General features: G+C 46.1%; 25 protein-coding genes. 24 read left to right on the top strand and 1 reads right to left on the bottom strand.

Translation table 11 applies throughout. The features are described from left to right. Window positions 1-289: 289 nt before the first annotated feature. The 4 genes from ACG1BZ_RS13845 to ACG1BZ_RS13830 all read left to right on the top strand — a co-directional run bounded on the left by ACG1BZ_RS13845 (window position 290) and on the right by ACG1BZ_RS13830 (window position 10,083). Window positions 290-1,726, top strand: coding sequence for an efflux transporter outer membrane subunit (locus ACG1BZ_RS13845; RefSeq protein WP_413662326.1), 1,437 nt, complete (start codon window positions 290-292; stop codon window positions 1,724-1,726). Beyond that, window positions 1,726-2,964, top strand: a complete 1,239-nt coding sequence (locus tag ACG1BZ_RS13840) for an efflux RND transporter periplasmic adaptor subunit (RefSeq protein WP_413662325.1) — start codon at window positions 1,726-1,728, stop codon at window positions 2,962-2,964. Before ACG1BZ_RS13845 ends, ACG1BZ_RS13840 begins: the two co-directional genes overlap by 1 nt. Further along, the gene (locus ACG1BZ_RS13835; RefSeq protein ID WP_413662324.1) at window positions 2,957-6,115 is read left to right on the top strand and encodes an efflux RND transporter permease subunit; all 3,159 of its coding nucleotides are present in this window, start codon (window positions 2,957-2,959) and stop codon (window positions 6,113-6,115) included. Before ACG1BZ_RS13840 ends, ACG1BZ_RS13835 begins: the two co-directional genes overlap by 8 nt. A 416-nt stretch (window positions 6,116-6,531) precedes the next feature. Next, on the top strand, window positions 6,532-10,083 hold the full coding sequence (locus ACG1BZ_RS13830) for an amino acid adenylation domain-containing protein (RefSeq protein WP_413662323.1): 3,552 nt from the start codon (window positions 6,532-6,534) through the stop codon (window positions 10,081-10,083). A gap of 108 nt (window positions 10,084-10,191) precedes the next feature. Here the strand turns inward: ACG1BZ_RS13830 and ACG1BZ_RS13825 are convergent, their stop codons facing one another. Further along, on the bottom strand, window positions 10,192-11,424 hold the full coding sequence (locus tag ACG1BZ_RS13825; RefSeq protein WP_413662322.1) for an MFS transporter: 1,233 nt from the start codon (window positions 11,422-11,424) through the stop codon (window positions 10,192-10,194). A 449-nt stretch (window positions 11,425-11,873) separates the two neighbouring features. Here ACG1BZ_RS13825 and ACG1BZ_RS13820 point away from each other — a divergent pair, with 449 nt between their 5' ends. From ACG1BZ_RS13820 to ACG1BZ_RS13725, 20 genes are all read left to right on the top strand, one after another. Continuing rightward, on the top strand, window positions 11,874-12,206 hold the full coding sequence (locus ACG1BZ_RS13820; protein ID WP_413662321.1) for a hypothetical protein: 333 nt from the start codon (window positions 11,874-11,876) through the stop codon (window positions 12,204-12,206). 327 nt (window positions 12,207-12,533) lie between these two features. Further along, on the top strand, window positions 12,534-12,749 hold the full coding sequence (locus ACG1BZ_RS13815) for a hypothetical protein (RefSeq protein ID WP_413662320.1): 216 nt from the start codon (window positions 12,534-12,536) through the stop codon (window positions 12,747-12,749). A gap of 16 nt (window positions 12,750-12,765) precedes the next feature. Next, the gene (locus ACG1BZ_RS13810) at window positions 12,766-13,617 is read left to right on the top strand and encodes a DUF3800 domain-containing protein (protein ID WP_413662319.1); all 852 of its coding nucleotides are present in this window, start codon (window positions 12,766-12,768) and stop codon (window positions 13,615-13,617) included. A gap of 82 nt (window positions 13,618-13,699) precedes the next feature. After that, the gene (locus tag ACG1BZ_RS13805) at window positions 13,700-14,110 is read left to right on the top strand and encodes a DUF6896 domain-containing protein (protein WP_413662318.1); all 411 of its coding nucleotides are present in this window, start codon (window positions 13,700-13,702) and stop codon (window positions 14,108-14,110) included. A gap of 526 nt (window positions 14,111-14,636) precedes the next feature. Continuing rightward, entirely contained in the window at window positions 14,637-15,221 is a 585-nt protein-coding gene (locus ACG1BZ_RS13800; RefSeq protein ID WP_413662317.1) for a hypothetical protein, read from the top strand. Window positions 15,222-15,350: 129 nt separating this feature from the next. After that, complete coding sequence (locus tag ACG1BZ_RS13795) at window positions 15,351-15,599, top strand: hypothetical protein (RefSeq protein WP_353376763.1); 249 nt, start codon at window positions 15,351-15,353, stop codon at window positions 15,597-15,599. Window positions 15,600-15,709: 110 nt separating this feature from the next. Then, on the top strand, window positions 15,710-16,237 hold the full coding sequence (locus ACG1BZ_RS13790) for a CbrC family protein (RefSeq protein ID WP_413662316.1): 528 nt from the start codon (window positions 15,710-15,712) through the stop codon (window positions 16,235-16,237). Window positions 16,238-16,320: 83 nt separating this feature from the next. Then, entirely contained in the window at window positions 16,321-16,680 is a 360-nt protein-coding gene (locus ACG1BZ_RS13785; protein ID WP_413662315.1) for a hypothetical protein, read from the top strand. Between the two features lie 74 nt (window positions 16,681-16,754). After that, window positions 16,755-17,213: a hypothetical protein gene (locus ACG1BZ_RS13780; RefSeq protein WP_413662314.1), complete on the top strand. Its 459-nt coding sequence runs from the start codon at window positions 16,755-16,757 to the stop codon at window positions 17,211-17,213. A gap of 109 nt (window positions 17,214-17,322) precedes the next feature. Further along, window positions 17,323-17,784: a hypothetical protein gene (locus tag ACG1BZ_RS13775; protein WP_413662313.1), complete on the top strand. Its 462-nt coding sequence runs from the start codon at window positions 17,323-17,325 to the stop codon at window positions 17,782-17,784. A 58-nt stretch (window positions 17,785-17,842) separates the two neighbouring features. Then, on the top strand, window positions 17,843-18,196 hold the full coding sequence (locus ACG1BZ_RS13770) for a transposase (RefSeq protein ID WP_413662312.1): 354 nt from the start codon (window positions 17,843-17,845) through the stop codon (window positions 18,194-18,196). Further along, window positions 18,148-19,035, top strand: a complete 888-nt coding sequence (locus ACG1BZ_RS13765; RefSeq protein WP_413662311.1) for an IS3 family transposase — start codon at window positions 18,148-18,150, stop codon at window positions 19,033-19,035. The genes ACG1BZ_RS13770 and ACG1BZ_RS13765 overlap by 49 nt, the downstream gene beginning before the upstream one ends. Window positions 19,036-19,142: 107 nt before the next feature. Then, window positions 19,143-19,730 carry a hypothetical protein gene (locus ACG1BZ_RS13760; protein ID WP_413662310.1) on the top strand — a complete coding sequence of 196 codons (588 nt, stop codon included), beginning with the start codon at window positions 19,143-19,145 and terminating at the stop codon, window positions 19,728-19,730. A gap of 85 nt (window positions 19,731-19,815) precedes the next feature. Next, window positions 19,816-20,115, top strand: coding sequence for a hypothetical protein (locus ACG1BZ_RS13755; protein ID WP_413662309.1), 300 nt, complete (start codon window positions 19,816-19,818; stop codon window positions 20,113-20,115). Between the two features lie 111 nt (window positions 20,116-20,226). Further along, window positions 20,227-20,508, top strand: a complete 282-nt coding sequence (locus ACG1BZ_RS13750; protein ID WP_413662308.1) for a hypothetical protein — start codon at window positions 20,227-20,229, stop codon at window positions 20,506-20,508. 184 nt (window positions 20,509-20,692) lie between these two features. After that, window positions 20,693-21,703, top strand: coding sequence for an alpha/beta hydrolase family protein (locus ACG1BZ_RS13745; RefSeq protein WP_413662307.1), 1,011 nt, complete (start codon window positions 20,693-20,695; stop codon window positions 21,701-21,703). 123 nt (window positions 21,704-21,826) lie between these two features. Then, window positions 21,827-22,183, top strand: a complete 357-nt coding sequence (locus ACG1BZ_RS13740) for a hypothetical protein (RefSeq protein ID WP_413662306.1) — start codon at window positions 21,827-21,829, stop codon at window positions 22,181-22,183. 278 nt (window positions 22,184-22,461) lie between these two features. Continuing rightward, window positions 22,462-23,082, top strand: a complete 621-nt coding sequence (locus ACG1BZ_RS13735; protein ID WP_413662305.1) for a hypothetical protein — start codon at window positions 22,462-22,464, stop codon at window positions 23,080-23,082. Window positions 23,083-23,828: 746 nt separating this feature from the next. Then, window positions 23,829-24,233 carry a hypothetical protein gene (locus tag ACG1BZ_RS13730; RefSeq protein ID WP_413662304.1) on the top strand — a complete coding sequence of 135 codons (405 nt, stop codon included), beginning with the start codon at window positions 23,829-23,831 and terminating at the stop codon, window positions 24,231-24,233. A 21-nt stretch (window positions 24,234-24,254) separates the two neighbouring features. After that, a complete protein-coding gene (locus tag ACG1BZ_RS13725) occupies window positions 24,255-24,560 on the top strand; it encodes a hypothetical protein (protein ID WP_413662303.1) in 306 nt (101 codons plus the stop codon). The last annotated feature ends 75 nt before the right edge of the window (window positions 24,561-24,635 follow it).

Genomic DNA, 24,635 nt, shown 5'->3' with positions numbered 1-24,635 from the left:
CACCGGAGCGTCCAAGGGGGCCGGCTGAAGAAGGCCGAGCACCTTTGTACAGAGGGGAGACTTTTTGGATAAGCTCCGCGTCAAACCCCGATGACTATTCAGTTTAGTGTGCCGCATCATACCGAAGTAGTCGGTTTTCGGCACTCCTGCGGGCAGCAATTTTTTGCCTGATTTTACGTATGCTTTGTAAACAAGAGTAAAACGCATTGCGAGCGATTTTGGGGGGCGGATAATGCACGCAATAAATCTCTATTTTTTACGATTAAACGTTTAATTTCGGTGATATTCCTTGTCCTTTTACCGTATTTTGGCAATTTGTGTTCCGCTGCTTGTCAGCTGTAGTTCGCAGCCAATTGAGACCATTCAACCCGATGAAAATTTAGGGTTACCAGAATCTTTTCGTGCATCGGGTACCGTCGCACCGAGTTTGCGCTGGTGGCGAGATTTGGAAGATCCGCAGTTGGACAATTTGGTACAGCTGGCACTGAAAGATAATCCGGATATTCAGGCTACCTATTGGCGATTGGAGCAGGCCGCAGCCACTGCGCGGGGAGCGCGATCGGGCCTTTGGCCAAGACTGACCGCCAGTATTGAAAATACTGAGCAGCGCTACTCTTCCGGTGAGTTCACCGACCCCTCTGCGGAGGGCAATAGTTGGAGTACCCGTATCGCCGCCAGCTATGAAGTGGACCTTTGGGGGCGGGTCCGTGCCGGTGCCAGTGCAGCAGAGGCGGCTTACCTGGCCCAGGAACAGAATTTACAGACGGCAGCCCTGACCCTGGCGAGCGAGGTGGCAGCTACCTGGTTGGAGTTGCGGGAGCAGTGGGGGCAGCGGGATTTGCTGCAACAACAGCTGGAGATCAATCGCAAAAGCCTGAAGGTTCTGGAACTGCGCTTTGGTCGCGGCGTCTCAGGTGCAGCCGATGTTTTGCAGCAACAGCAACTGGTCCAGCAGTCACAGCAGGAACTGGATGAGGCGGAAGCGGATGCCGAAACTCTAAAAGTACAGTTAGCGGTGCTTTTGGGTATCAATGTCGAGGAACTTAGCAGCATTATTCACGAACAGGCCGGGTTGCCGGTATTACCAGCCCTGCCAGAGACCGGCGTGCCATCGCAATTGCTATTGCGCCGCCCGGATGTCGTTGAGGCGCAGCGAGACCTTTTACAGGGCTATCACTTAGCCGATGAGGCCTGGGCCGATCGACTGCCCGTATTTAGTTTGTCTGCAGTAGCCAGCAATGGCACCAGTTTAATTAGTGACGTGACTGAAAACTGGCTTTTGGCCATCGCAGCCTCTATTGAGGGGGTGATTTTTGATGGTGGCGCCCTGGCATCAGCCCGGGAGCAACAGGACGCCGTTCTGCAGGAGCGCTGGGCGCTCTACCGCAGTGCAGTTAATGAAGCCTTGTCTGAAGTAGAGCAGGCCTTGATTCGAGAGAGCTTGATCGAGCAGAGACTCAACCATCTACGTGAGCGTGAGCGTCTCGCAGACCTTTTGGCTCTGCGCCAAAGCCGCGCCTATGCGCGGGGAACCATCGACTTCCTCAATGTGTTGACCGCGACGAGTGAACAACAGAGTTTGGCGCGACAAATCTTGTCTGCCGAGCGCGAACTGATTGAAAACCGAGTAGTACTTTACCGCGCGCTTTCCGGCGGGATCCCCCAGGCGGATCTTCCAGCCCCCGAGCCAGTGGATTTGGAGTTGTACCTGGAGGGAAATAACTGATGTTACAGAAACTCAATTGGCGCCTGCTGATCCCCATAGTGTTGGTGGTGTTGGCATTCCTGGCCTTCAACTGGATGATGCGGGAAAAACCGTCGGTCAGTCGCGGTGAACGCAAATCACCTCCTCCGACAGTCGATGTAGCTGTTGCTGAGCAGGGTCGTTTTCCTGTAACCCTGAGCGCGCTGGGTAAAGTGAGTGCCCGTGAGTTAGCGGAGTTGGAGCCCCAGGTACAGGGGCAGGTGCAATGGCTCGACTATGATCTGGGCCCCGGAGCCGTAATGCCAAAAGGGCAGGTGCTGTTGCGTATTGATCAGGAGCCCTACCAGTTGGCCCTGATGACTGCCCAGAGTGCCCTCGCCGAACGCCGTGCTGAATTGCAGCAGGAGCAAGGACAGCAGCAAGTTGCTCAAGAGGAATACGAGCTTCTTGGCACAGCCTTGTCTGGAACGGATAAGGCTCTGGTGTTGCGCGAGCCTCAGAGAGCAGCAGCAGAGGCGGCAGTAAAATCCGCAGAGGCAAATGTGGCCTTGGCTAAACGCGATCTTCGGCTTACCGAGATTCGCGCCCCATTTGATGCCCTGGTAGTTGAGCGTGATACCGACGTCGGTGATCGCGTCTCTCCAGGCGATACTCTCTACAGTCTTGCTAGTGCCGACCGTTTCCAGATAGCCGTTGAGGTTCCCGCGTCGCAACTGCACCGGCTCGGACGCGGTGATGTTGAAGTTCGAATTTACGGCAGCCAGTGGCCGCAGGGCGTCTACCGCCGCGGTGAGTTTGTCCGGGTTATCCCGGTACTGGAAGAGCAGGGTCGTCTCGCCAGTGTGTTGGTAGAGCTGGAAGACCCGCTTTCCGTGCAGGATCCGTCCCAGCCGCAGCTGCTTCTCAACGATCTGGCGAAAGTAGAGATCGTTTCCCAAAGTGAGGATGAACGTGTGCGAATCCCCCTCACTGCGTTGCAAGACGGCAACAATGTGTGGGTGGTTCGCGAGAACCGCACCACGGTTCTGCCGGTAGAAGTGGCCTATATGAGCGGCGACTTTGCAGTCCTGGAGCAGGGGCTCAGCGGTGGAGAAGCCTTAGTGACGACCCGGTTGGTAACCGTTACTGAAGGCATGCCGGTGCGAATTGCCGGAGACAGTAATCGCCAGCAGCGCCCGCCGATAGATGCGGCTGCCTCTGCGGAACGCCCGCCAAGACGCGGCCCCGGTGGACCCAACGCTGGGGGCGCAGATGACTGAGCAGAATAGATCCAAAGATAAGGTCGATACCCGCACGGGCGCCATCGCGTGGATGGCACGCAACCACGTAACTGCCAATTTGTTGATGTTGGTCTTCTTGATTGGTGGTTTGATTTTTTCGACCATCGTTAAAAAGGAAGTTTTCCCGGAGTTCAGCCTGGACACTGTGAGCGTGTCCATTTCCTATCCCGGTGCCAGCCCTGAGGAAGTCGAGCGCGGTGTACTGGTGGCTGCCGAGCAGGCGGTGCAGGGCTTGGTAGGCATCAAAGAGATGACCGCGAGAGCCAATGAGGGTAGTGCCTCGTTAACCCTGGAGCTGGAAGGCGATGCTGATGCTGCCTTGGTGTACCAGAATATTCAGCAGGCTATCGATTCTGTTACCACCTTCCCCACAGATATTGAGCAGCCCCAGGTCAGCCTCGCCGAGCGCAAACGGGATGTGCTGGATCTGGTATTACACGGCGATCTTACCGAGCAAAACCTGCGCGCGTTGGCGATGCAGGTTTACGATAAGCTCGAAGCGCACAGTGGTATTACCCAGCTGGAAGCGCGGGGGATGCGGGACTTGCAAGTGGCGATCGAGATTCGCCGCGATGACCTGCGTCGCTATGGGCTTACCCTGCTGGAAGTGGCAAACATCGTAGAAAATGCAGCGGTAGATATTCCCAGCGGCAGTGTTAAATCTGATGCGGGGGAGATATTGGTCCGGGTGACCGAGCGCCGCGATTGGGCTCGAGAGTTTGGCGATATTGTTATTGCCCAAGGTATTGGTGGCGGTGCCGTTTATTTAAAGGATGTTGCCAATATCAGCGATGCGCTTGAGGAAGAAGCGCGCAATATGGTGTTTAACGGCGAGCCAGCTATCAGTATTAAGATCTACCGAGTGGGCGACCAGACACCAATGAGTGTCAGTGAGGCTGCCCATGAAGTCGTTGATGAGGTTAGGGCAGGCCTGCCCCCGGGTGTGACCCTGACAGTTCGCGATGACGACTCGGAAATTTTCAAAGCGCGTCTGACCCTGCTGCTGAAGAACGGATTTATCGGGCTCTTATTAGTATTTGTTGTGCTCGGAGCCTTTCTGGAATTGCGGTTGGCTTTTTGGGTAACACTGGGCATTCCTACCAGCTTCCTGGGGGCATTGCTATTCCTGCCTGGGCTCGATATTTCCATCAGCATGGTAAGTATGTTTGCCTTTATTATCGCCCTTGGAATAGTGGTGGATGATGCAATTATTGCCGGTGAAAATATCCACGAGTGGCGACAAAAAGGCTACAGCAATCTGGAGGCTGCCGTTGCCGGTGCCCGCCAGGTATCGGTACCGCTCACATTTGCGATTCTGACTAATATTGTCGCCTTCCTTCCATTGATGGCCTTACCCGGCTTTATGGGCAAGATCTTTGGTGTGATTCCCTTTGTGGTGGGCTCGGTATTTATTATTTCCTGGGTGGAAGCCCTGTTTATTTTGCCCGGTCACTTGGCCCACTCTCGTCGCGGCTATAAAAGTCGCCGGGCGCGCCGCTTTGCCGCGCGGCAGAAAATGCTGGCGCGGGGATTGGATCGTTTTGTACAGCAGCGCTTTAGACCCTTCCTTGATATATGTATCAAGCACCGCTACACCACTATTGCCGTGGCGGTAGCGGCGCTGCTGGTGGTTGGCGGCTATGCGGCTAGCGGCCGTATGGGCTTCACCTTGATGCCTAGGGTGGAGCGTGACTCCGGTCGCTTTGCCGTCACCTTTCCCACCGGAACGGCCCAATCCCAGCTGGAAAAAGCGCGCTCGCAGATTATTACTGCTGCCGATAGGGTGCTCGAGCAATACGATAAAGAAAAGGTCTTTCTGGGGATTCGCGGTTTGATGGGCGATGACGCGATTATGGTGGACGCTTTCTTTGTTCCCGCAGATGAGCGTCCTTTTTCCACCGGTGAGTTTATTCGCGCCTGGCGCCAGGAAGTGGGGCCTATTGCCGGTGCCCTTAGCGCAACAACAGCTTCTGACCGTGGCGGTCCCGGCGCTGGCTCCTCGTTAACCGTGGAGCTTCGCCATACCGACACGGATACCTTGGAGCAAGCTGCGATACGTTTAGGGGATGAGTTGGAGAAATTCCCCAATGTCAGTGATATCGATCCCGGTATTTCCCTCGGTAAAACCCAGTTGGACCTTACACTGACTGAAACGGCCAAAAGTTTGGGTATGTCTGCGGAGGATATTGGTCGCCAATTGCGGGCAGCGTTGTACGGGGCTGAGGCCCTGCGCCAACAGCGCGGCCGGGATCAGGTGAAGGTCATGGTGCGTTTGCCTGAGGATGAGCGGGCCAATATCAATGATGTGAATAGCATTATGATCCGGGCCAGCAATGGACTTTGGATGCCCCTGCCAGATCTGGTAAAAATTGATAAAGGGCGCGCCTATGCCACGATTAATCGCCGGGCAGGCCGCAGGGTTACAACGATTACCGCCAATGTGGAGCCCAGTGACCAAGCGACGCTTGTGATTAATGAGCTGAATGAAAGTGTGGTCCCCCAATTGAAAGCCGAATTCCCCGGCCTAAGTGTTTCCTATGAGGGACGCCAAGCGGAGGAGCGAGAGGGATTGGCAAGCCTGGCGATGACCTTTGCCCTTGCGATGGCGGTGCTGTACTTGCTATTGGCAATTCCCTTAAAGAGTTACGTACAGCCGTTGATCGTAATGGTGGCGATACCCTTTGGTGTGATCGGTGCGTTACTTGGTCACTTGGGCATGGGGTATGGACTCAGTATGGTGAGTCTGCTGGGTATGGTGGCACTGGCCGGAGTTGTGATTAACGATACTCTGGTAATGATTGAGTACAGCAATCGTCTCCGAAATGATGGCGCTGATTTGGAAAGCGCTATCAAGGGAGCGGCAGCGCGGCGTTTTCGCCCGATCGTATTGACCACCATAACAACTTTCTGCGGCTTAATGCCGATGATCTTTGAAAGCTCGGTGCAAGCGCGCTTTATGATTCCAATGGCGATCTCGCTGGGCTATGGAATACTCGCAGCCACAGCGATCTCATTGTTATTGGTACCCTGTCTCTATTTAATGATGGGTAAAGATATTCCCCAGTTGTTTGCAAGATTGAAAAATATCATCGCTCGTTTTGGTCGTAGCGGTGCAATCGCACAGAAATAAATTCAATAGTAGCCGGTATCTTCTTACCGGCTTTTTTCCTCAGAAATTTAATTTTATGACTGATATTTAACTATCAGTTTCCAAATTGCGTTTCTATCTCCCTGAATACCACCTTCATTTAATTTTCCTTTATGACCTGGAACTGCGGTAGCTGAAATACTGCTCCAGTTCAATGTTATGAAATTATTTCCCGGCATACTTCCAATATAGAAACTGGTTTTCAAGTAATTCAAATAACAGAAAATTTTGACCAAATTTGAAAGACAGAGAAATGAATTGAAAGTTAGTTTTCGGATTTTAATAAGTATAAAAGGTAATGTTCAGTGTGCAGCTCAATAAACAAACATAACGCCCAGTCCTTAGATTTTGAATCGGGAGAAATGGGAGCTGTATCATCAGGAGATACAGTTTGCGATTTGATCGAAAGACAAAAGCTAAAGAATCCTGATCAGGTCGTTATTATCGATGGCAACACAGAAATAAATTTCACTCGCCTGATGAAACGGGTCGATGGGATTGCCGCTGAGTTGGTAAATCGAGGAGTTGAGCCTGGTTCCTTGGTTGGAGTCTGTATGAGTCGATCCTGGGAGCTGGTCGCGGCTCTACTTGGCGTAATGCGTGCAGGTTGTGCTTATGTCCCATTGGACCCAACTTATCCGCTAGAGCGGGTGCGATATATGCTCGAGCACTCCAGAGCTGCCGCAGCAATTGTCGACTGTGACGATAACGCAAACTTGTGCCTTGGCGTGAAAGAACTGTTATGGATTGATGAGTTGCGAGAGCAGGCACCGGAGTTTCTACCGGAACATACCAGGCCGAAAACGAGTGATTTAGCCTATGTAATCTATACATCCGGCTCTACTGGAAGCCCGAAAGGGGTTGCTATCGAACACCGAAGCCTTATCGCTCTCAGTAAGTCCATGAGTGAGCTGTTGAGCGATGGAGAGCTAGAAGGCGTTTTGGCTTCGACCTCAGTTTGCTTTGACCCCTCGGTGATGGAAATTATCGGAACTCTATCATTGGGGGGCCGGGTTATATTGTCGAAGAATATTTTGGAGCTGCCAAAACTTCCCTTTCGAGAGCAAGTGCGAACTTGTATCACCGTTCCATCTGCGGTTCAGGCTTTACTTTCGATAGACAAATTGCCTCAGGGAGTGCGTTGCCTGATTTTTGGGGGTGAAGTACTTAAGCAATCCCTGGTCGAGCAAATATATGCGGGGGCTGAACAATTGCGGATAGTTAATGTTTATGGCCCCACAGAGGACACGGTTTACTCAACTTATACAGAAGTTAGCCCCGATAGCGACCAAATTACGATTGGAAGGGCGGTTTCAAGTTCACGCGCATATATTTTGGATGAGAGATTACAGCCAGTTGCTCCCGGCGACGAGGGGGAGTTGTATTTGTCTGGTGACAAGCTAGCTCGGGGCTATTTAAATGATGAGCATCTGACCGAGGAGCGTTTTATACAGCCTGCCTCCAACCCCCGAATTTCCGATCAGCGCTTGTATAAAACGGGAGACCTGTGCCGATGGACAGCAAATGGAGAAATAGAATACTTGGGGCGCGCCGATTGCCAGGTGAAGATTAGGGGCTATCGTATTGAACTTGAAGAAATAGAATCGGCAATTGAGTCTATACCGGACGTTGATGCTGCCGCTACTACCGTTATAGATGGCGGGGCGGGGCAAAAGATTCTAGTGGCCTATATTGTTGCTAGCGAAAAGACAATTACCGAAGTAGCAGTAAAAGAGTTTCTTGAACAGCGCCTTCCAAAATTTATGGTCCCCCAGTTTGTCAAGCACCTGCAAGAGCTGCCCTTGCTACCCAACAATAAGCTGGATCGTAAACGATTAGCCCTCCTTGAAGCGGAGCTTGTCGTCCCAACTGAAAGCAGTTTGGCTGCAAACGATGATATTAATCGAAGCCGTGGAATGGGCGAGCACTTCGCAGGTTTATCAGTAGATAGCGAGGCAATTTTTACTTCAATTATCCGCGGTGAGATGGCTTCCATCATGAACCACCCAGATCCGGAGGTTGTGCTTCCAGAGATAGCCTTCGACAAGCAGGGCCTGGATTCGCTGACAACATTAGAATTGGCCAGCCGGTTGAGTCATTGCATTGGACACCCCCTATCTGCGCAAACAATCTTCGATTATCCCACGCCGAAGCTATTGGCTGGCTATATGCTTGATTTGACGGAAGGTAGGATCAGTAGTGAGTCAGCTAATGAGGTTGCCAAATCTGAAATTGATGCGCTGGCTAATTTCCAGTCCCAGCTCCAGTTGAGCCATCCAACTTTTCAGGCCGCAAAGGCGTCATCCTGGTCTGCTTCTGACAAAAGTAAGTTGGTGCAGGCGGTGATAGCCATGGCAAATAATCAGAAGAGGAATCCTTACAGTAAGGTTTTACGGACAGGTAGTGGGACGCACGGCACTGTTACAGATGTTTATAACGATGATACCCAGGATGCAATTATTTGGACGACCAATCTCTACCTTGGCTTGAATAGAGATCAAGAAGTTATCGAACAGGCTTCATCCGCTGTACAGCTTTTCGGAACAGGAATGGGCACTTCAGCGGCGGCGTCGGGCCTGACGGACCTTCACCTCCAGTTTGAAACGGAGTTTGCTGATTTGGTAGGCAAGTCAGGAGCCTGCTTGTTTCCAACGGGTTATACGGCCAATGTCGGGGTGGTGGCAGGAATATTAGGTAAAGATGATGTTGTGGTTATAGACCAACTTTGCCATGCCTCAATTGTTGACGGTGCCCGTCTCAGTGGCGCCAAAATTAGAACTTTCCAACACAATAATGCCTCTGATCTGGAGTCAGTGTTGGAATCTGAAGCATCTCCCTACCGAACGACGCTAGTGGTTCTCGAGGGCGTTTACAGTATGGGGGAAGGTGCTGCGCCGGTAGCTGAAATCGTGCGTGCAGCAAAGAAATACAACGCCTTGATCTTAGTTGATGAGGCACACTCATTCGGTTTTTATGGTGAGCGTGGTGCCGGTATCTGTGCGGCTCAAGGTGTTACTGATCAAGTTGATTTTATTATGACAACACTCAGTAAGTCGCTCGGTAGCCTTGGGGGTGTGGTTGCTGCGAGTAAGGAGTACGTTGACTTGCTGAGGTCCTCAGCAAGGGCATATATCTTTCAGGCTTCTATCAGTCCTGCAGATATTGCAGCCGCATTGACTGCCTTGCGTCGGATTAAATCTGACGATGGACTGCGTGATCGATTGTGGGATACGACCCGCTATATGCGCCGGAAATTCGAGCAGGCCGGATACGACTTGGGAACAGGTGATGGGCCTATTATCACGCCCCATTTTAAGGGTAAAGATAAACTATACGGGATAGTCCAAGCGCTTTATCAGCGCGGTATTCAAACCTCGGCTGTCACATACCCGATAGTCGAGAGCGGCCGTGGCCGCCTGAGGTTGATCTGCTCGGCAGCTCACACCAGGGAGGATGTTGATAGGACCGTGGAAGCTCTTATTGAGGCTGAAAAAGAGGTTGATGCCCAATCCCTGGAAGCAAAAGAGGAGGCTATGGATTTGGGGCAAGCCCTCGCTGAAATTGGTGAGTGGGCAAATGCCTTTTCTAACTTCTTACAGGAATATATCAATCGACTATCCAGCCCCGTGCCCAACTTGTGCTTGTCCGTGAGTGTTACTGAACAGTTTGAGCCGGTGAGGATTTTAATTGATGGCGGCAAAGTAACCTTGAGCGATCTCTCGGTCAACGACGTTCCTTTTTGCTCAGTAACGCTAAGAAACCAGAGGTCTGTCACGGCCTTGCGGCTTCACGATGTTCAGTCGCTACTTGATGATATTTGTACAGGTAGCTGCACCTTAAGCGGTCAGGTTGAGCCATTTATATGGTGGATCGCCCGTATTCTAGATTTAAGTGGGGAGGTAAATAACCCTGTAGACTGTGGATTAGCTAGAGAGCAGGCGATTCATTAACTAATGAGGGGCGAGGTTTAAAGTTTTGGGCCTTTCAGCTTACCCTGATGGGCCCATGTCTGGTGCCACTGGCAGAGTAGGTCGGTTACTTATTTGCCTGATTTTTCACTATGCTACGCCAGGGAGTTTGCGCCAGCTCCAGCGGATTAAAACAAATACTAATATCGATGCAGCTGCTGTAATGTAAAACGGTAAGCGGATATCAACTTCCATTGCCATGCCCCCCGCGAGCGAAATCAAGCTTGCTACCAGCGTGAAGCCCGCAGTAGCTATTCCCATCACCCAACCCTGTTCCGTTTCATCGACACTATTGGCAAATATATTCAAGAGGGCGGGGTAAGCGAGCCCAAAGCAAAGGTACGCGAAGAACACACTGAGATAACATAGCCAAATATGGCTGCTGAATACGAAGACTAACGCGCTCGCGCCCATCACTAAGGCGGAAACTGTAACTACCAGGGGTTTAGTCCAGCGGGACAAAACAGGCTTGACCATAAAGAGGCTGGAAATTGCCACCGCAATACCCATAGTCAGCATGGCCATACTGGTTATTAGCAGGCCTGCCTGGAATCTACTGCTTAAATAGTTTGTGATAAATATATAAAAGCTGAGATGCACCAGCATGAAACAGAGATAGGCAGGGCAAAGTCGGACAACCCGAGGACGGTCCTTCAGATGTATAAACTGAGTAAATAGATCCAGAAAGCGAAGCCTAAGCTGCATCGGGGCTTGCCGGGTATCGTGATAAAAGGTCAGGATCAAAAACAAAGTAATAGCGACAAGTACCAGAGCAAAGTAAAAGGGTAGTTGGATACTGGCTATGCTCCCCAATAGCTCCCTGTCTGCCAGGACTCCTGCCATAATCGGTCCAGCTACAGCCCCAGCACTCATTCCGGCTACCAATAACCCTAGGCTCTTGGAGGCTTCCAGCTCACTTTGGCTGGCATCAATCATTGCTGCTTGAGCAATAGGTTGGTTTCCCGCAGTAAAGCCGCTGATCACTCGTCCTAGAATAAGAAGCCAAAGGCTATTGCTTAGCAAAGAGAGAACAGTGATCGCGTATCCGGCCATAGCCCCCACCAGACACAGCACCATGGCAGTTTTGCGTCCGATACTGTCAGACAGTTTGGCGATATATACGGACCCAATAAACCACGCCAGAAAGAAGCTGCTGATCACAACTCCATAGTACAAGTGCCGAGTTGATTGTGGCGTATCAGTAGGTAGGAACTGGAATTTTGTCGACATAACCAATTCATTGATGATCGGGAACAGCAATCCCTGACCCATCAGATCTATAAAAACTACTGCCAAAAGGGCTAAACGGCACATGACAGACATAACCACTTCTTCCCCCAGCTTCAGCTTTGCTGCCTAAAGCAAGATAGCAGGTGATGAATAGGTGACGGAGCCTGTCATTGAGCAGCGTAAGCCAGGTAAGAGCGATAGAGCTATTTGAGACTAAGCGCACGGTTAGTTACCCGGGAATAAAGGCGGTTAAGACAGTTGAGGCTTGCTCTATATATCAGAATTCAAGAGAAGCTTCTCCTATTTCTGGAAGTGACGATCTATCTCTTTGATTTTTATAGGGTTGATAATGTTATAAAGAGCAGAAAAGGCAGGTAGATATATAGCGCCTGCTTTATATCTACCTGTTGAGAATTATGTCAAAGCTCTTAACTTTTTGATATTATTGGGTTTTTGAGGTTATCTTGAAAGAAGTGAGTAGAATTATATAGAAAGTTGATATAAAGACGCTTCTTTTGAATTAACTGTTAAGCATACAAATCATGAGAATAACTTTCGAAAAAGACGATTCTGAATATATTGCTTCCGATGATGCTGATGGTAGATTTTATCTAGATAAAAACGGTGTTGTTCTATATTTAGGGCCAGATGAGTTAGAACCATGGAGCGTTAATACAAGAATCGAAAATTTTCGTCATTCGGTTGAAGCTTACAATAAATACGTAATTGAAATTGAATCTAAAGAAACAGAGCAAGAGCAACTAATAATTGTTGCCAAATTTAATGAGGCGATTCTAGCAATCGAAGATTACAGAGGCCACAATAAATCATATTGGTCTTGTATTATTCAGCAAGCGGAAGCGGGGCAAATATAAGTGCTTAACAAGGCCAGGCAAATTGCTCCGGGCCTTCGGCCCTTCGCGGGACAGCTTATCTTGTGCACCTTTTGCGCAGGTCGCTTTGCTCCCATTTTTGCGCAAAATGTGCACAAGATAAGCTGCCCCTGCTGGCGGCGTTATGAGTAAAACTATGGAACCAGAAAAGTCAGTAAAGGATACTCGCAAAGCTCACTCAGATGGAGCAGTAAACACAGCTAATGTTTTTCTTGGAGTACTCGTTTATTCCATAATCGGATTCTTTGTAGGTCTTATAGTCCGTGCATTTTCATTTTCAACAGAGCTAGGATCTATCGAGGAAATTCTATGGCAGTACTTACCTTGGGGGTTCGTTTCCGCACTAATATTTGGAGTTCTATCGTATCGGTACAGCAGGATAGCACTGGTTCTACTTTGTTTAGTGCCTGGATGCGAAGTGAGCAGCTAGGTCAAACTCATAACAAGCTGCGGCAAAATCGCCCACAAAAAACGTGGGCTGGACTCGCTACACTATGTTTCGCTCGCCTATGCGCAGGGCGTTAACTGCAAGGAGAGTTTTGTGCATTTTTTCTACATGGATGAGAGTGGCTGTACTGGAGCCAATCTTGAAGATGCTAATCAACCTATCTTTGTTCTCGGGGGTATCTCTGTTGCAGACCAGAAGTGGAATAACACTCAGACAGCCTTTTCAAAGATCATAAGCAGTTATTTTGATGGGAATATTCCAGAAAATTTTGAGCTTCATTCGCTTGAGCTGCTTAGCCCGAACGGTGAGGGGCCATTTGCTGGACACGACATAGAAAAACGGCTTCAACTTGTTAGGGATGTACTGGGGCTACTAGACAAGCTTGGTCATGATGCCTTCTTCTACGCAATTGAGAAAGAAGTATTAAATGGCCGGGAGTGCGATTTCGATTTCGTGTTTGACTATAAAACACCTTATCTATGCTCCTTTGATTATCTAGTGACCTACATAAACTGGCATGTTAAGAAAAATTTGGGCCATACCGCTAGGGGGTTAATTGTTCTAGATGAAAAAGATAATCTTCACACAGACATAGAACGAATAGTTCATAGCCGAAGATTTGAAGGGGCTGCGGCTCATCGCGTGAAGTGGATTGTCGAGTTCAGTTATCCTGTAGACTCAAGAAAGAACCCAATGATTCAAATATCAGATTTGGTTGCGTTGTGTTTGCGTAGATTTCTTGAAATAGATAAGGGTTACCGAGATGGCTGGCCGGATGTTGTAAAGACATTCTATGCAGAGTGCTACAAAACCATTGATTCTCGTGTCAGGCGAAAAAAGATAGTTGATCGTACAGGTAAGAAATCAAAGAATCTAAATGATTTCATGTCTGAAGTTCAATGTAAGCCACGCACACTCTGGAAGAAGCACTATGGTGTGCAGTAAAGCAGTTAACAAGTTGCTGCACTCGGAAAAATTACTCGCTCCGCTCCTAATTTCCCGGTGAGCAAGGCGTTATGTGTAAATCATGAATACTGAGCTTCGAAAAATTATTTCCGACTTTCAGCAAAAAGTCGAAGAGGCGAACGAGCTGCTTAAGAAATATCTTGAAACTGACGAACCTCATAATTGGGCCCCGCCGATTGACCAAATCGGTACGCTCGGAGACAAGCATAAATACTTCTTCCATGGCGTTGGCTGTAAGGTTCAAATTAGCAAGAAGGACATAATTGACTTCGACTACGGAGTCAATGGACGTACCGATGGCTTTGATGAATGGAGACTATGTGGCTTCATTCGTACTCGTAGAAAGCAATATCCGTACGTACAAGAAAGTGATATTAAACAATGGTTACATGAAGCTATTGAGGCTAAAGAAATAGAAAGATTGGATTCGAGAGAATATGGAAATTTATACTATCTCGTGCAAAACACATAACAAGGCAATTAACTTCGCTCCAGCCACTGTGTGGCTTCCGCCGGACCTTCGCTTCGCTCCGGCCGGTTATTGCGGGCGTTATGCATAAAAAATGAAAAATCAATTATTTACTCAATGCCTTATTCTGCTTTGTTTCTTGGCTGGGTTGACAATTGTGATGCTCTATCAAACAGATGGCAGCGCACTCGCAATTTTGTTTGACGAGTCTCCAAAATTGGCAGTACACCTTGTGTTCGGAATTGTTCTTTTTAGTTTAATTTGCTGCTCTTTAAAGTTAAGGGAATCTCCCAGTAGGTATCAAAGACTATTTGTTTTTATTTCAATAGCAGCCTTTCTCTCTTTCGCGGGGCTGTCTGGCTACGTGACAGTACTATTTTCCATTTATCCATGCTGGCTTGCTTTTAAATACTTGCGCGCTGAAAATGCATAACAAATCAATGAACTACGCGCCTTCGGCGCCCGACAGCTTGCACTCCGCTTCGCTGCGTTCCCGCTGCGGGTTATTGAGGCGTTATGTGACAAGTGGATGAGAGTCATAGATTTAAGAAAAAGTATCGAGAAGCGCCTGGCTCAAATTTTGGAGACTCAAAACTCCATTAGGGCTGCACACCCATTAATTGCAGATTTGCTATCTCAGATAATCGATGAGGTTCCCATTTCCTCTGAAATTTCTGTTAGAGTCATTGATATCAATGAAATTAGATATTCTGTGTTCTACCAGTGCGGTCCAAATATTTCTGAAACAGCAATTGCAGTGTCACAAGCTAACTGGACATTTTATCTATGGCGAGATGAGGGTTGGGTTCTCGATGATGATTACTATGAGCCGGAAGAAATAGCTAAAGTAATTTGTACTTTACCAATATTGTGCGCTGAACCGAAGAATGTTAAGCAATTGGTCGAAGCTATCGAAAGTGGAGTATGGGCATTTAAACCGGAGTATTTCCCGAAATTTGGTGGTGTTCCTCCTGAAGACCTAGAAGAAGTACTGTCCTGGGATTCTGAAAAAGTATTAGTAGGTACTAAGCATTCAAATATGGAAATTCTAAGTAGAGAGTCTTGGCAGGAACTTAGTTCAAGAGAAAACGGTTGGTTCAAAAAAACGGAGTAAGAGCACATAACAAGAAATTGCAGTCGGACCCGACACTCCGCGCTTTTAATTATGCTTTCATTACATTACGGCATAATTAAAAGCACTCCGCATCGGGCCGCTGAATTGGGCGTTATACGGATACTACCTATGGATAGAGAATTAGCTGAAAAAACAAGCTTGCTTGCACTTAAAATAGGGGCTGCAATGGATAATAATCTTGCTCTTATTAAGGATGGATGCTCTGAACAAGAGTTTAAAAACTACCAGCAAGCCACAGGAAAAGTGATGGGTGAACTACTTACTAGCTTCATGAACCCCATCTACGAGCAACACCCGAGCTTGAAGCCCAAGGAAATGGGTGGAGAATATGAAGTTGATCCCAAAATCTACAAATAGCCAGGGTATAACAAGTTTATTAAACATCGTTGCAGCCAGAAAACGGCTGCAACTGGACGCGCTGAAAACGCACGCCGTTTATAAAGGCGTTAACTTTCTGAGGGGAAATCGTGGAACTCCCGAAGTTCAAATATCACCCTGATCCAATTTCTACGGGTGCGATCAAGGAAAGCAGCGAAGTCTGCGAATGCTGTGAACAGGCTAGAGGGTATGTATATACCTCAAGCTTTTACGCTGAGGAAGAAATTGAGTTTATCTGTCCGTGGTGTATAGCAGATGGTTCCGCCGCTCAAAAGTTTGATGGCATGTTCTCCGATGACTACCCGTTACAAGAGGCCGGTGTACAAGATGAGGTGATCTCAGAAGTGTGCGAGAGGACTCCAGGGTATAACTCGTGGCAGCAGGAGGTATGGCAGACGCATTGCAGTACAGCTTGTGAGTTCCACGGAGATGCAGAGAAAGGAGATCTTGTTGAGTTGGCGGGCGAATCGCTCGAAAAGTTTCTACGTGATGAAATGATCAAGCCTGATGTTTGGCAAAATATTCTCGAGCACTACGAAAAAGGCGGAAACCCTGCTGTATACAAGTTTAGGTGCTCTGACTGTAGGGAAGTTATCTACACAATGGACTTTACCTAGTTTTAAAAGTTAACAAGCGCATGTTGTCGGACTGGTATTCCGCTGCGCTCCAAACCAGCCGCAAATACGGGCGTTAAGTGCTTATGATGGAATCGCGTAAAATTCTAGCTACAAAGTTAGTTGAGTATAAAGCTCCAATAGATGATATTTTGAGAAATCTCAAGTCATACGGCTGGGATTCAGAAATTGACTTGGTAACTTTAAAGCCATCTCACCTGGAAAATGTACTGGAACGTTTTATCTCCGGTGAATTAAGTGATCAAAAAGTCAGAGAATGGGCAAATGCGATCGAACATCGAGAGGACATTGGGCTTCTTAGTCAGTACAAGGATACATTGGATGAAATGATATTTTGGTTAGCTAATCCAGGTATCAATTATCCAATAACAAAAGGCTTAGCTAACCGTGTTATCAAAAATCTACAGTCAAATAATGTGCAGTAAGCACTTGGCAAGCGCCTGCAGTCGGACCTCTGGTCGCTAGGCGGGCGTTATATTTAAAAGAGAAAGCATGTAGCATGTTACGAGTATTATTTGTCACATATGTATTTATTCTGGTTACAGGTTGTACTGTTGTTGGTGAAGTTGATCCAGCAAAAGACATATCGCTTACGCATACAGGTAAAGCGCTTCTAAAAACAGATTCTGAATACAACAACAAAGTTCTAGTAGGATTTGATCAACGAATAAATATTACCGGGCTAGATGGAAAGTCTCTTTACAGAATGGGGCTATTTACTGATTATCCAACAGCACTAATCATTGAGCCTGGCAAACATGAGATAGAAGTGAAATTTAAAGTCACTCCACTTTATGCTTTTTCAAAGTTGTCATTTTTTGCTGAAAAAGAAGAGACATATATCATTCGTAAAGAAATGGATGAAGGTTTAGGTGTTGGTAAACCTATACGGTTCTGGATAGAAAATGCAAAAACCAATGAAATAGTTGGCCAGCAAATTGTAGATGTTAACAAATGATTACAACTATGGTTTTTCTGAGGCAATGTTTAACAAGGCCAGCAATAGCTAAAGATTTTTCCGTCTTTGGCTTCCAAATTTGCGCATTTTGGCAGTGTTATGTTTACTTATGAATAAAGTTTTTCTCGTGATTTTAAGCTTCCTCTCGGTTAGCTGTTTTGCTGTCGAAGAGCCCAATCCATGCCCTAGCCGAGTAGAAGGTACTGAGCATGGGTATAAAATGGATATAGACGCTTACTCAATAAAAAGTGAATTTGATGGCGAGCTTTATTATGTGTCTATTTCCTTGCCTCAAAAATACAATTCAAGAGATTTGAGCAGTATTAATCTGCATAAAAAAGAACAAGGAAAGGTTAAGCTAGCGTCAGAGCTAGCCGTAGAAAACGAAAGAGGTTTTTCCAAAGCAAACTTTTACGCAGCTCCATCTGAAATTGAAACACTAAGCATTAGCGCTGTATATTTTTCTTACTATGAGTGCCAGGGAGAGTTAGTTTGGGACACAATGAGAGGGTATGACCTACCCATAAATATAACAAGGCGATCAATGTCGCCTTCGGCTGGACAGCCTTAAGCGTGGGAAACCTTCCCCCATTGAGTAGACGCCTACCTTTTGAATAGGGTAGGAAAAAATGCCGAAAATACTGAGTGAAGAGCGAGTTGTTGAATATTCAACAGAATTCAAAGTTAGAGTGGTAGCTCTCACTAATCAACTGAAAGTAGATACGACTACTATCGCCAACATTATTGGTTTGCATCCAGTAATGGTGTATAGATGGCGACAGGAAAGTAGAGAAGGCAAGCTGGTCGAGAAGCCCAGTCGTAGAATAAGTATGACAAAAACAACGAAAAATCGGTCTCAAACCGATGATAAAGAGATAAGACGTCTAAAAAAGCAGGTCGAGAAATTGCAAAAGGAGAATGATTTCCTAAAAAAGTGGGAAATGTACCTGAAAGATCCAAAGCTGAAAGATTCTCGTTCATAGCTCTTAATCGATCAGACTTTGGTGTCAGGTACTTATGTAGATACTTGAATGTTTCACCCCAAGGGTTTTATAAGTGGCTCAATCGAGATGAGAGCACTCGTGACATAGAGAATAGGCGAATTCTAGGGTGTATCGAAGCTATCTATACACAGCATGATGGTAATTATGGAAGTCCAAGAATTAGCGCAGAGCTGAAAGCTAATGGTGAACGAATAAATCACAAACGCGTTGAACGCCTTATGAGAGAGGCTGGAATCGTGGGGAAAGCTGGAAGGATCTATCGTCGACGCCCTTTGCCTGGAAATCCTTATATTAAGGTTGAAAACCTACAAAGAGAGCATGGTATGCCGAGTAAACCAGACTCTCAATGGGCTGGTGATGTAACCTATCTGAAGATCAATGGACAATGGCAATATTTAGCTGTGATTATTGATCTTTACTCCCGGAAAGTGTTGGGTTGGGAGTTGTCGGATACTCGAACTGTTGAGCTAACGCTGTCAGCGCTAAATAAAGCTGTTCGTCGCAGAAATATAGAATCAGATCTAATATTTCACAGTGACCGAGGTTCTGAGTACGGTGCTTATGCATACCAAAGTCGACTCAAAGAACTGGGTATTGAGCCGAGCATGAACCGTCCAGGATTTATGAATGATAATGTGTATGTAGAATCATTTTTTCAAACACTGAAAACTGAGAGTTTCAAAGGATTTAATTTTGAATCCGTTGAGGAACTAAGAGCTAACTTAGCTTGGTATCTTGATAGGTACTATAACTTTAAAAGAAGACATGGTTCACTTGGGTTCAAAAGCCCAGATGAATATGAAAGAATGGCCGCATAAGATGAATATAAGGTGGCGTCTACTTTAAGGGGGGAGGCTTCCTGGACTCGCTCTGCTACGCGCCGCTCGCCCATTCGCAAGGCGTTATGGCTATAAGGCTGCATCGTATGAGTAAGCGGATTTCTATTTTTCTAATAGCTTTGTTTTTCTTGTCCATTAACACTGCGGCCACTGTTTATAAGTCGCCCAAAACCTATGGGGTTTTCAGTGAGAACACGGAGTTCATGTCGAGGATCATCCCTGCGTGGCCTGTAGACGATAAATATAAGCCCTATGCTAAAGCTGAGATATATCAACTTAATGGTAATACTTATGAACTTAAAAGGACTTTTCACCTGCTAAATGAGGTTTCCCCACAATCAGCTTACTTAAGCAATGAGGGAGTGCTAGTTACCATGCTAGACTGGGCAAACCCTTTTGCGGGTCATGATCTCGTTATCTATTCTGTTACTGGTAAAGTTTCATTTGAGTTCTCTGGGCTCAATTTCTTCAGTGAGTCAGAACTAAAGAAAATTCAAGATGTGGGCTCCGATGTTTTAAATGGCCCGCGCCCCTGGATATGCTGGCAAGATGAACCATTTCAATTTGAAAATGAGGTTTTTGAATTTACTGATTCCACGGGCCGTTATATATTGATTGATGTAAACACCGGAAAACACACTACTGAATCATCGGGCATAAAATGTGGCGAGTAAAAGCCATAACATGTAAAGGCACCCGACATCAAAACCACCGCTTCGCTTTGGTTTTGTCACAGGTGCTTTAAGCGTTAAGTGAAAAATGAATATCTGGGAACTATACAAAGAAGACGAAAAGTTGGCCGACTTAACACAAACAGACCTTGATCAGCCTTGGTTCATAGGTGTGTTGGTTCCAACTCCGGCTTTTGATGAATACCGTAATCTCTTTGAAAGAGCTCAGCGATTTATAGAAACCGAAGAATTCGATTCTGAAGAATCAGAAGATACCTTTGTCGAAATTGATAATTTAAAACTGCGATTGGTGCGCATGTCGGATAAACGTGTATTTAAAGACGTAATGCTATGTGTATCTGGTGATGAGGTATGGTGGCGTATTTAGTAAAAATATGTGGGTCACTTAACAAACGCAGGCACAATCGCACACTTCGTGTGCTGGACCTCCGGCCTGTGCTGCGGGGCGGCATGTGAATCAGGCCGCTGAGATATAGGCATGGAAGATCTATTGGGGTTTGTGTTAATTGGCTTGTTCTTGGATGTCATATTTTGGGGAATTAGCTATGCTACTGGCGCTGTATTAACTCTAATAATCTCTTTAGGAAGATGGAAGCCAGAAAGTATTAGCCTCAGTAGAGAGGGTGGAGGTAGGCGCAGTAAACAAAACGGATTCACTCTCATAGAAAAAGATGAAGAAGTTTATCTCGGAGCATTAGCAGTTGCGTTTATCGGTCTGGTTTTTTGGGTGGTAGTTATAATTCTGTTGTGTATCACATAACAAGTTTATGTTGTCGCCACTTCGTGGCTGGTAAAGTGCCAATAGGTAGTCCCGAGCGCGCCAGCCATAACCAGGCTAGTTAAGCTCGCCCAACCCCTTCGGGGTCGGGCTGGACAGCCTACACTCCGCTTCGGCTGCCGTTGCTAGCAACGTTAGAAGTTTCAATCACCGACATGGAGTTCATGTGAACAAATACCTATTAATTATCTCTATTGCTATTTCATCTTTTAGCACCCAAGCATCCAATTTGATCAATGATGAACGAATTAAAGATCAACAAAGCTGCTTTACTTGGATTTTCACTGATTACACATCATGGCGTAATGGCATGGAGAAAAAATTCAAAAGGAAAATAAAATCAGAAGAAAAGCTTAATCAAGCTTTATCTCGATTTGATTTGCGTTTCGGTAAGGAAAAGTTCGATTTTTATCAGAGAAATCTATCTTGTTCTACTTTTAAATATCTTGTCGATGGAAATATTGTAAATGGCTATGTGATAAAGCCCAAATCATCGAAAGGTAGATTACCTGTATTAATTTATAACCGCGGTGGAAATGGTAACTTTGGCGGTGTTGTTTTCGGCTCAATGATGCATAACTTGTTTCCTATTGCTAACGAAGGTTTTATTATTATCGGTAGTCAGTATCGTGGAACGTTCACCAAGAATTCTTCTGCTTACGATGAATTTGGTGGAAGTGATGTGAATGATGTCACTGCATTATTAGATTACATCCCACGTATTGAAGGTGCTGATGATCAACGTATTGGAATGTACGGTGCAAGTCGAGGGGGGATGCAAACTCATCTAGCCGTGAAAAAATTAAAAAATATAAAAGCTATAGCAACTATTGCAGGTAATTCTGATTTATTAAAAGGCTTAACTTACCGACCTGAAATGGAAAAAGTATACAAGCACAGAATCCCTGATTATGAGAAAAACAAAGTAGCTGAACTAGAAAAGCGTTCAGTATTAAACTGGACAGCTGATTTATCGCCAAATGTTCCTATTTTACTTCTACACGGCACTAATGATAAACGTGTATCAGTTAATCATTCTATTGATTTAGCAGCTTCGTTAAAAAAGAACAATATTCCACACAAACTTGTTTTATATCCTGACGATAATCATGGTTTAATGAAAAACAGAAAACAAGCAAATAAAGAGCTAGTTAGTTGGTTTCGAGAGTATTTATAAACAACTTCTAACAAGTTACTCAAACGGACGCTAAACAGTTGGCTAGTGCTCGTTCCTAGCAATTTTAGCCAACTATTTTTCGCCGCTTAGTAAGGCGTTAAGCACCTAAAGTATGGAGCAGCAATGCAGCGGAAAGTTGGATTAATTCATCTACTGCTTGCCATTTTCACGTTAGCTTACTGCGTGTTTGCTGTTGTGAGCGGCAAAGTAATTGGTTATAAACGAGCTGGGCTCTCAGAAACAATCAGTATTGATGTTGAACCAGAGAGATTTTGGGGTATCGTGTTGCTTTATGTAGGTATAGCAGTAATTATGGTTATACTGAGTATAAAAAAGTACTTCCCAAAAAAACTTTATGAACTCATTGATTTTGGTATCCACTCCAAACTATCAATTTTGCAAGTTATATTTATAATCAGCTTTACCGCTTTAATGTACATCACTATTTTTTGGTTAGCTGGGGTGTTAGCAAATGCTTAACTAGTGCAAACAGCTTGCTGCGGGCCTTTGGCCCTTCACGGGACAGCCTACGCTCCGCTTCGGCTGCCCTTGCTAGCAACGTTATTGTGGCAGTCGATTTTTAGATGTTCTGTAGCTGCTGCAAACATCAATATCTACCTGAGTACTTTTTTCTGAGAGTTTTCCTGCAATTTGGTACCGCAGTTTCGCTCCAGTGCCATCGTTTTAAGTCAGCAAGCCCTGCAAGCTAGCTACGCCATCATGGAGTGCCAATCAGATAGTTAACCGGTTGGGAAAGTATGGTATTTTTCCCTTTCAATTTATCGGGTAGTGACCAGCCAAAGTTGGCTGGTAGAGAGCAAGTAGGTGGTTCAGTACGCGCCAGCCATAACCAGGCTAGTCAAGCTCGCCCAACCCCTCTGGGGCTGGGCTGGACAGCCTACGCGTTGCTTCGGCTGCCCTTGCTAGCGGCGTTAGATATAATCACTATGACTAAATATTTCACTTTTCTAGTAGCTTTTTTCCTCCTATATCAAGAGGCTAATGCGTGTTCATTTTCTCGTTCAAATGAACAAGAAACTTTCGATCGTGCAGAGCGAGTATTTCGGGCAAAGATAATTGCCACCAAATTAGTGGCGGAGAATCATGATGGAGATTCGCATGAGGTTGTAAATGCTACGTATCAGCTTGTCGAATCTTTCAAGGGTGATAATCCCAAAACGGGCTTGGTAAAAGAAATTCCCTTTTCTCCAGGAAATTGTATGCTTGGCTTGCTAACCGGTATGGAATACGTATTTTTTTTAAAGGACAACCTGTTTGTAACCATGCCAAATGGATCTTGGGCTTATTTCAATGCTGAGGGAACCCAAGTCAAACCTGAGCTGGAAAAGCTTCGCGGTTATGCCGGTAAAAACATGTAACAAGTTGCTCAAATTCGTTCCGGGCGCAAAAAACGCGCCCTCCACCGGACAGCCTACACTACGTTTCGACTGCCGTTTAGCAAGGCGAAATACATGAATGAGCTCCGAGCATGAACCCAAGGTTTCTTGAATGTACAGAATGTAGTGAAAGGCATTATTTCCCTTCAGAGGATAGGGCCTATTTGCTTACAGATGATACGTGTCAGAAAGCCGTTAAGGACTCCGATATATTAAGCATGTTATTAACTCCAGCATGGTGCTTCAGTTGTAACAAGCCATCTTGGGTAGAGGAAATTCCTTCTCTTCGATTTCTCGAAAATCTCTCTATAGTTATTAAATCCGGCGAAAAAATTGAATTTCCCTTTGACAATAGCTTTATGTCCGAACAAGAAGCACTTTCTCTATTAAGAGATTATTGTAGATGGCTCGCAAAGCGGCGCACTAAGGGGAAATGTGTAGAGTGCGCAGGGCAAAAATATTCGTTGCTTGGCGAAGAACATGAAATAAGACTGAAACACGAGCACTGTGATTATGGTGTGTTTAAGCCCGGTTACATGATTTTTAGTAGTAATGGTCCAATGCAAACACGAATGTATAGCGTTGAGGGTAACCCCCTTGGAAGGTTGTCCCATTGGGATGACAATCTAGGTGGGTGGTCCTTCATTAAGGATAATGGCATTGTATAACAAACGCGTGCATTTGACCTCCACTTCGCTGCGGCAAATGACGCGGGCGTTAAATGTCATATGAATATGATCGGTAAATACACAGTACTAGTGGTCACTATGGTGAGTGCAATGTTGTGTTCGTCACTTTACTTTCGCCCGCCAGGCCTGTTCGATTTACCGCGCTATTTGGACATCTTCCTAAATATTAAGAGCTATTTTACTCAAGGACTACTTTCAGGGATGGTGGGCTTGGTTCTTGCTAAGAAGTTAGGGGTTTCTAAGTACGTTGTCTTAACTTTAGGTCTTGCTATCTCTGTTGTGCTTTTGGCCTTAAATAGCCTAAGAGTTCAATCTATGGATTTTTATCATGCGCAATTTGTAGCATTGCCACTGATTGGTGGTATTGCAGGCGGAATCACAATAGGCGAATATGTGCAACATTTAACTAGTTTAGGCACCCGACGCCTGCGGCGCTGGTGCTAAAAGCGTTATGTGTAAGTACAGATGAAGAACATTAGCCTTGCATTAATTTTTGTCTCGGTGATATTTATTGCCAGGATGTACTCAATTGAAGAGGTAACTGTTTCCAATGTCTTTGGCTGGCTAGCTTTTTCAATTGCAGTTGGCTCTACGACATATTTCATGGTGTTCGCGCCATTTGGATTGCGAACTCATACAGAAGTATTTGGTCGTCGGCAAAAATATAGACATCCCGTAGCTGAAATCCCAATTAAGGTTGTGGGCCTAATATTGGTTCCGGTTGTTCTATGCTTGGCTCTTAGTTTTTGGTTCTACGCATATGCCACCTAAAACACATAACAAGGCCATGTTGCATCGCACCAGCAAGCTGGGAAACCTTCCCCCATTGAGTAGACGCCTATCTTT

Source organism: Microbulbifer sp. CNSA002 (assembly GCF_047324085.1).
GTDB lineage: Bacteria > Pseudomonadota > Gammaproteobacteria > Pseudomonadales > Cellvibrionaceae > Microbulbifer.
Note: the sequence above shows the minus strand (reverse complement) of the source record. Positions and strands in the feature narration are given on the sequence as shown.

Bases quoted from the DNA above. Each gene is read 5' to 3' on its own strand.
- ACG1BZ_RS13840 (WP_413662325.1), top strand. From the start codon at position 1,726: ATGTTACAGAAACTCAATTGGCGCCTGCTGATCCCCATAGTGTTGGTG.
- ACG1BZ_RS13835 (WP_413662324.1), top strand. From the start codon at position 2,957: ATGACTGAGCAGAATAGATCCAAAGATAAGGTCGATACCCGCACGGGC.
- ACG1BZ_RS13825 (WP_413662322.1), bottom strand. From the start codon at position 11,424: ATGTCTGTCATGTGCCGTTTAGCCCTTTTGGCAGTAGTTTTTATAGAT.
- ACG1BZ_RS13820 (WP_413662321.1), top strand. From the start codon at position 11,874: ATGAGAATAACTTTCGAAAAAGACGATTCTGAATATATTGCTTCCGAT.
- ACG1BZ_RS13815 (WP_413662320.1), top strand. From the start codon at position 12,534: ATGGCAGTACTTACCTTGGGGGTTCGTTTCCGCACTAATATTTGGAGT.
- ACG1BZ_RS13805 (WP_413662318.1), top strand. From the start codon at position 13,700: ATGAATACTGAGCTTCGAAAAATTATTTCCGACTTTCAGCAAAAAGTC.
- ACG1BZ_RS13800 (WP_413662317.1), top strand. From the start codon at position 14,637: ATGAGAGTCATAGATTTAAGAAAAAGTATCGAGAAGCGCCTGGCTCAA.
- ACG1BZ_RS13795 (WP_353376763.1), top strand. From the start codon at position 15,351: ATGGATAGAGAATTAGCTGAAAAAACAAGCTTGCTTGCACTTAAAATA.
- ACG1BZ_RS13785 (WP_413662315.1), top strand. From the start codon at position 16,321: ATGATGGAATCGCGTAAAATTCTAGCTACAAAGTTAGTTGAGTATAAA.
- ACG1BZ_RS13780 (WP_413662314.1), top strand. From the start codon at position 16,755: ATGTTACGAGTATTATTTGTCACATATGTATTTATTCTGGTTACAGGT.
- ACG1BZ_RS13775 (WP_413662313.1), top strand. From the start codon at position 17,323: ATGAATAAAGTTTTTCTCGTGATTTTAAGCTTCCTCTCGGTTAGCTGT.
- ACG1BZ_RS13770 (WP_413662312.1), top strand. From the start codon at position 17,843: ATGCCGAAAATACTGAGTGAAGAGCGAGTTGTTGAATATTCAACAGAA.
- ACG1BZ_RS13760 (WP_413662310.1), top strand. From the start codon at position 19,143: ATGAGTAAGCGGATTTCTATTTTTCTAATAGCTTTGTTTTTCTTGTCC.
- ACG1BZ_RS13755 (WP_413662309.1), top strand. From the start codon at position 19,816: ATGAATATCTGGGAACTATACAAAGAAGACGAAAAGTTGGCCGACTTA.
- ACG1BZ_RS13750 (WP_413662308.1), top strand. From the start codon at position 20,227: ATGGAAGATCTATTGGGGTTTGTGTTAATTGGCTTGTTCTTGGATGTC.
- ACG1BZ_RS13740 (WP_413662306.1), top strand. From the start codon at position 21,827: ATGCAGCGGAAAGTTGGATTAATTCATCTACTGCTTGCCATTTTCACG.
- ACG1BZ_RS13735 (WP_413662305.1), top strand. From the start codon at position 22,462: ATGGTATTTTTCCCTTTCAATTTATCGGGTAGTGACCAGCCAAAGTTG.
- ACG1BZ_RS13730 (WP_413662304.1), top strand. From the start codon at position 23,829: ATGAATATGATCGGTAAATACACAGTACTAGTGGTCACTATGGTGAGT.
- ACG1BZ_RS13725 (WP_413662303.1), top strand. From the start codon at position 24,255: ATGAAGAACATTAGCCTTGCATTAATTTTTGTCTCGGTGATATTTATT.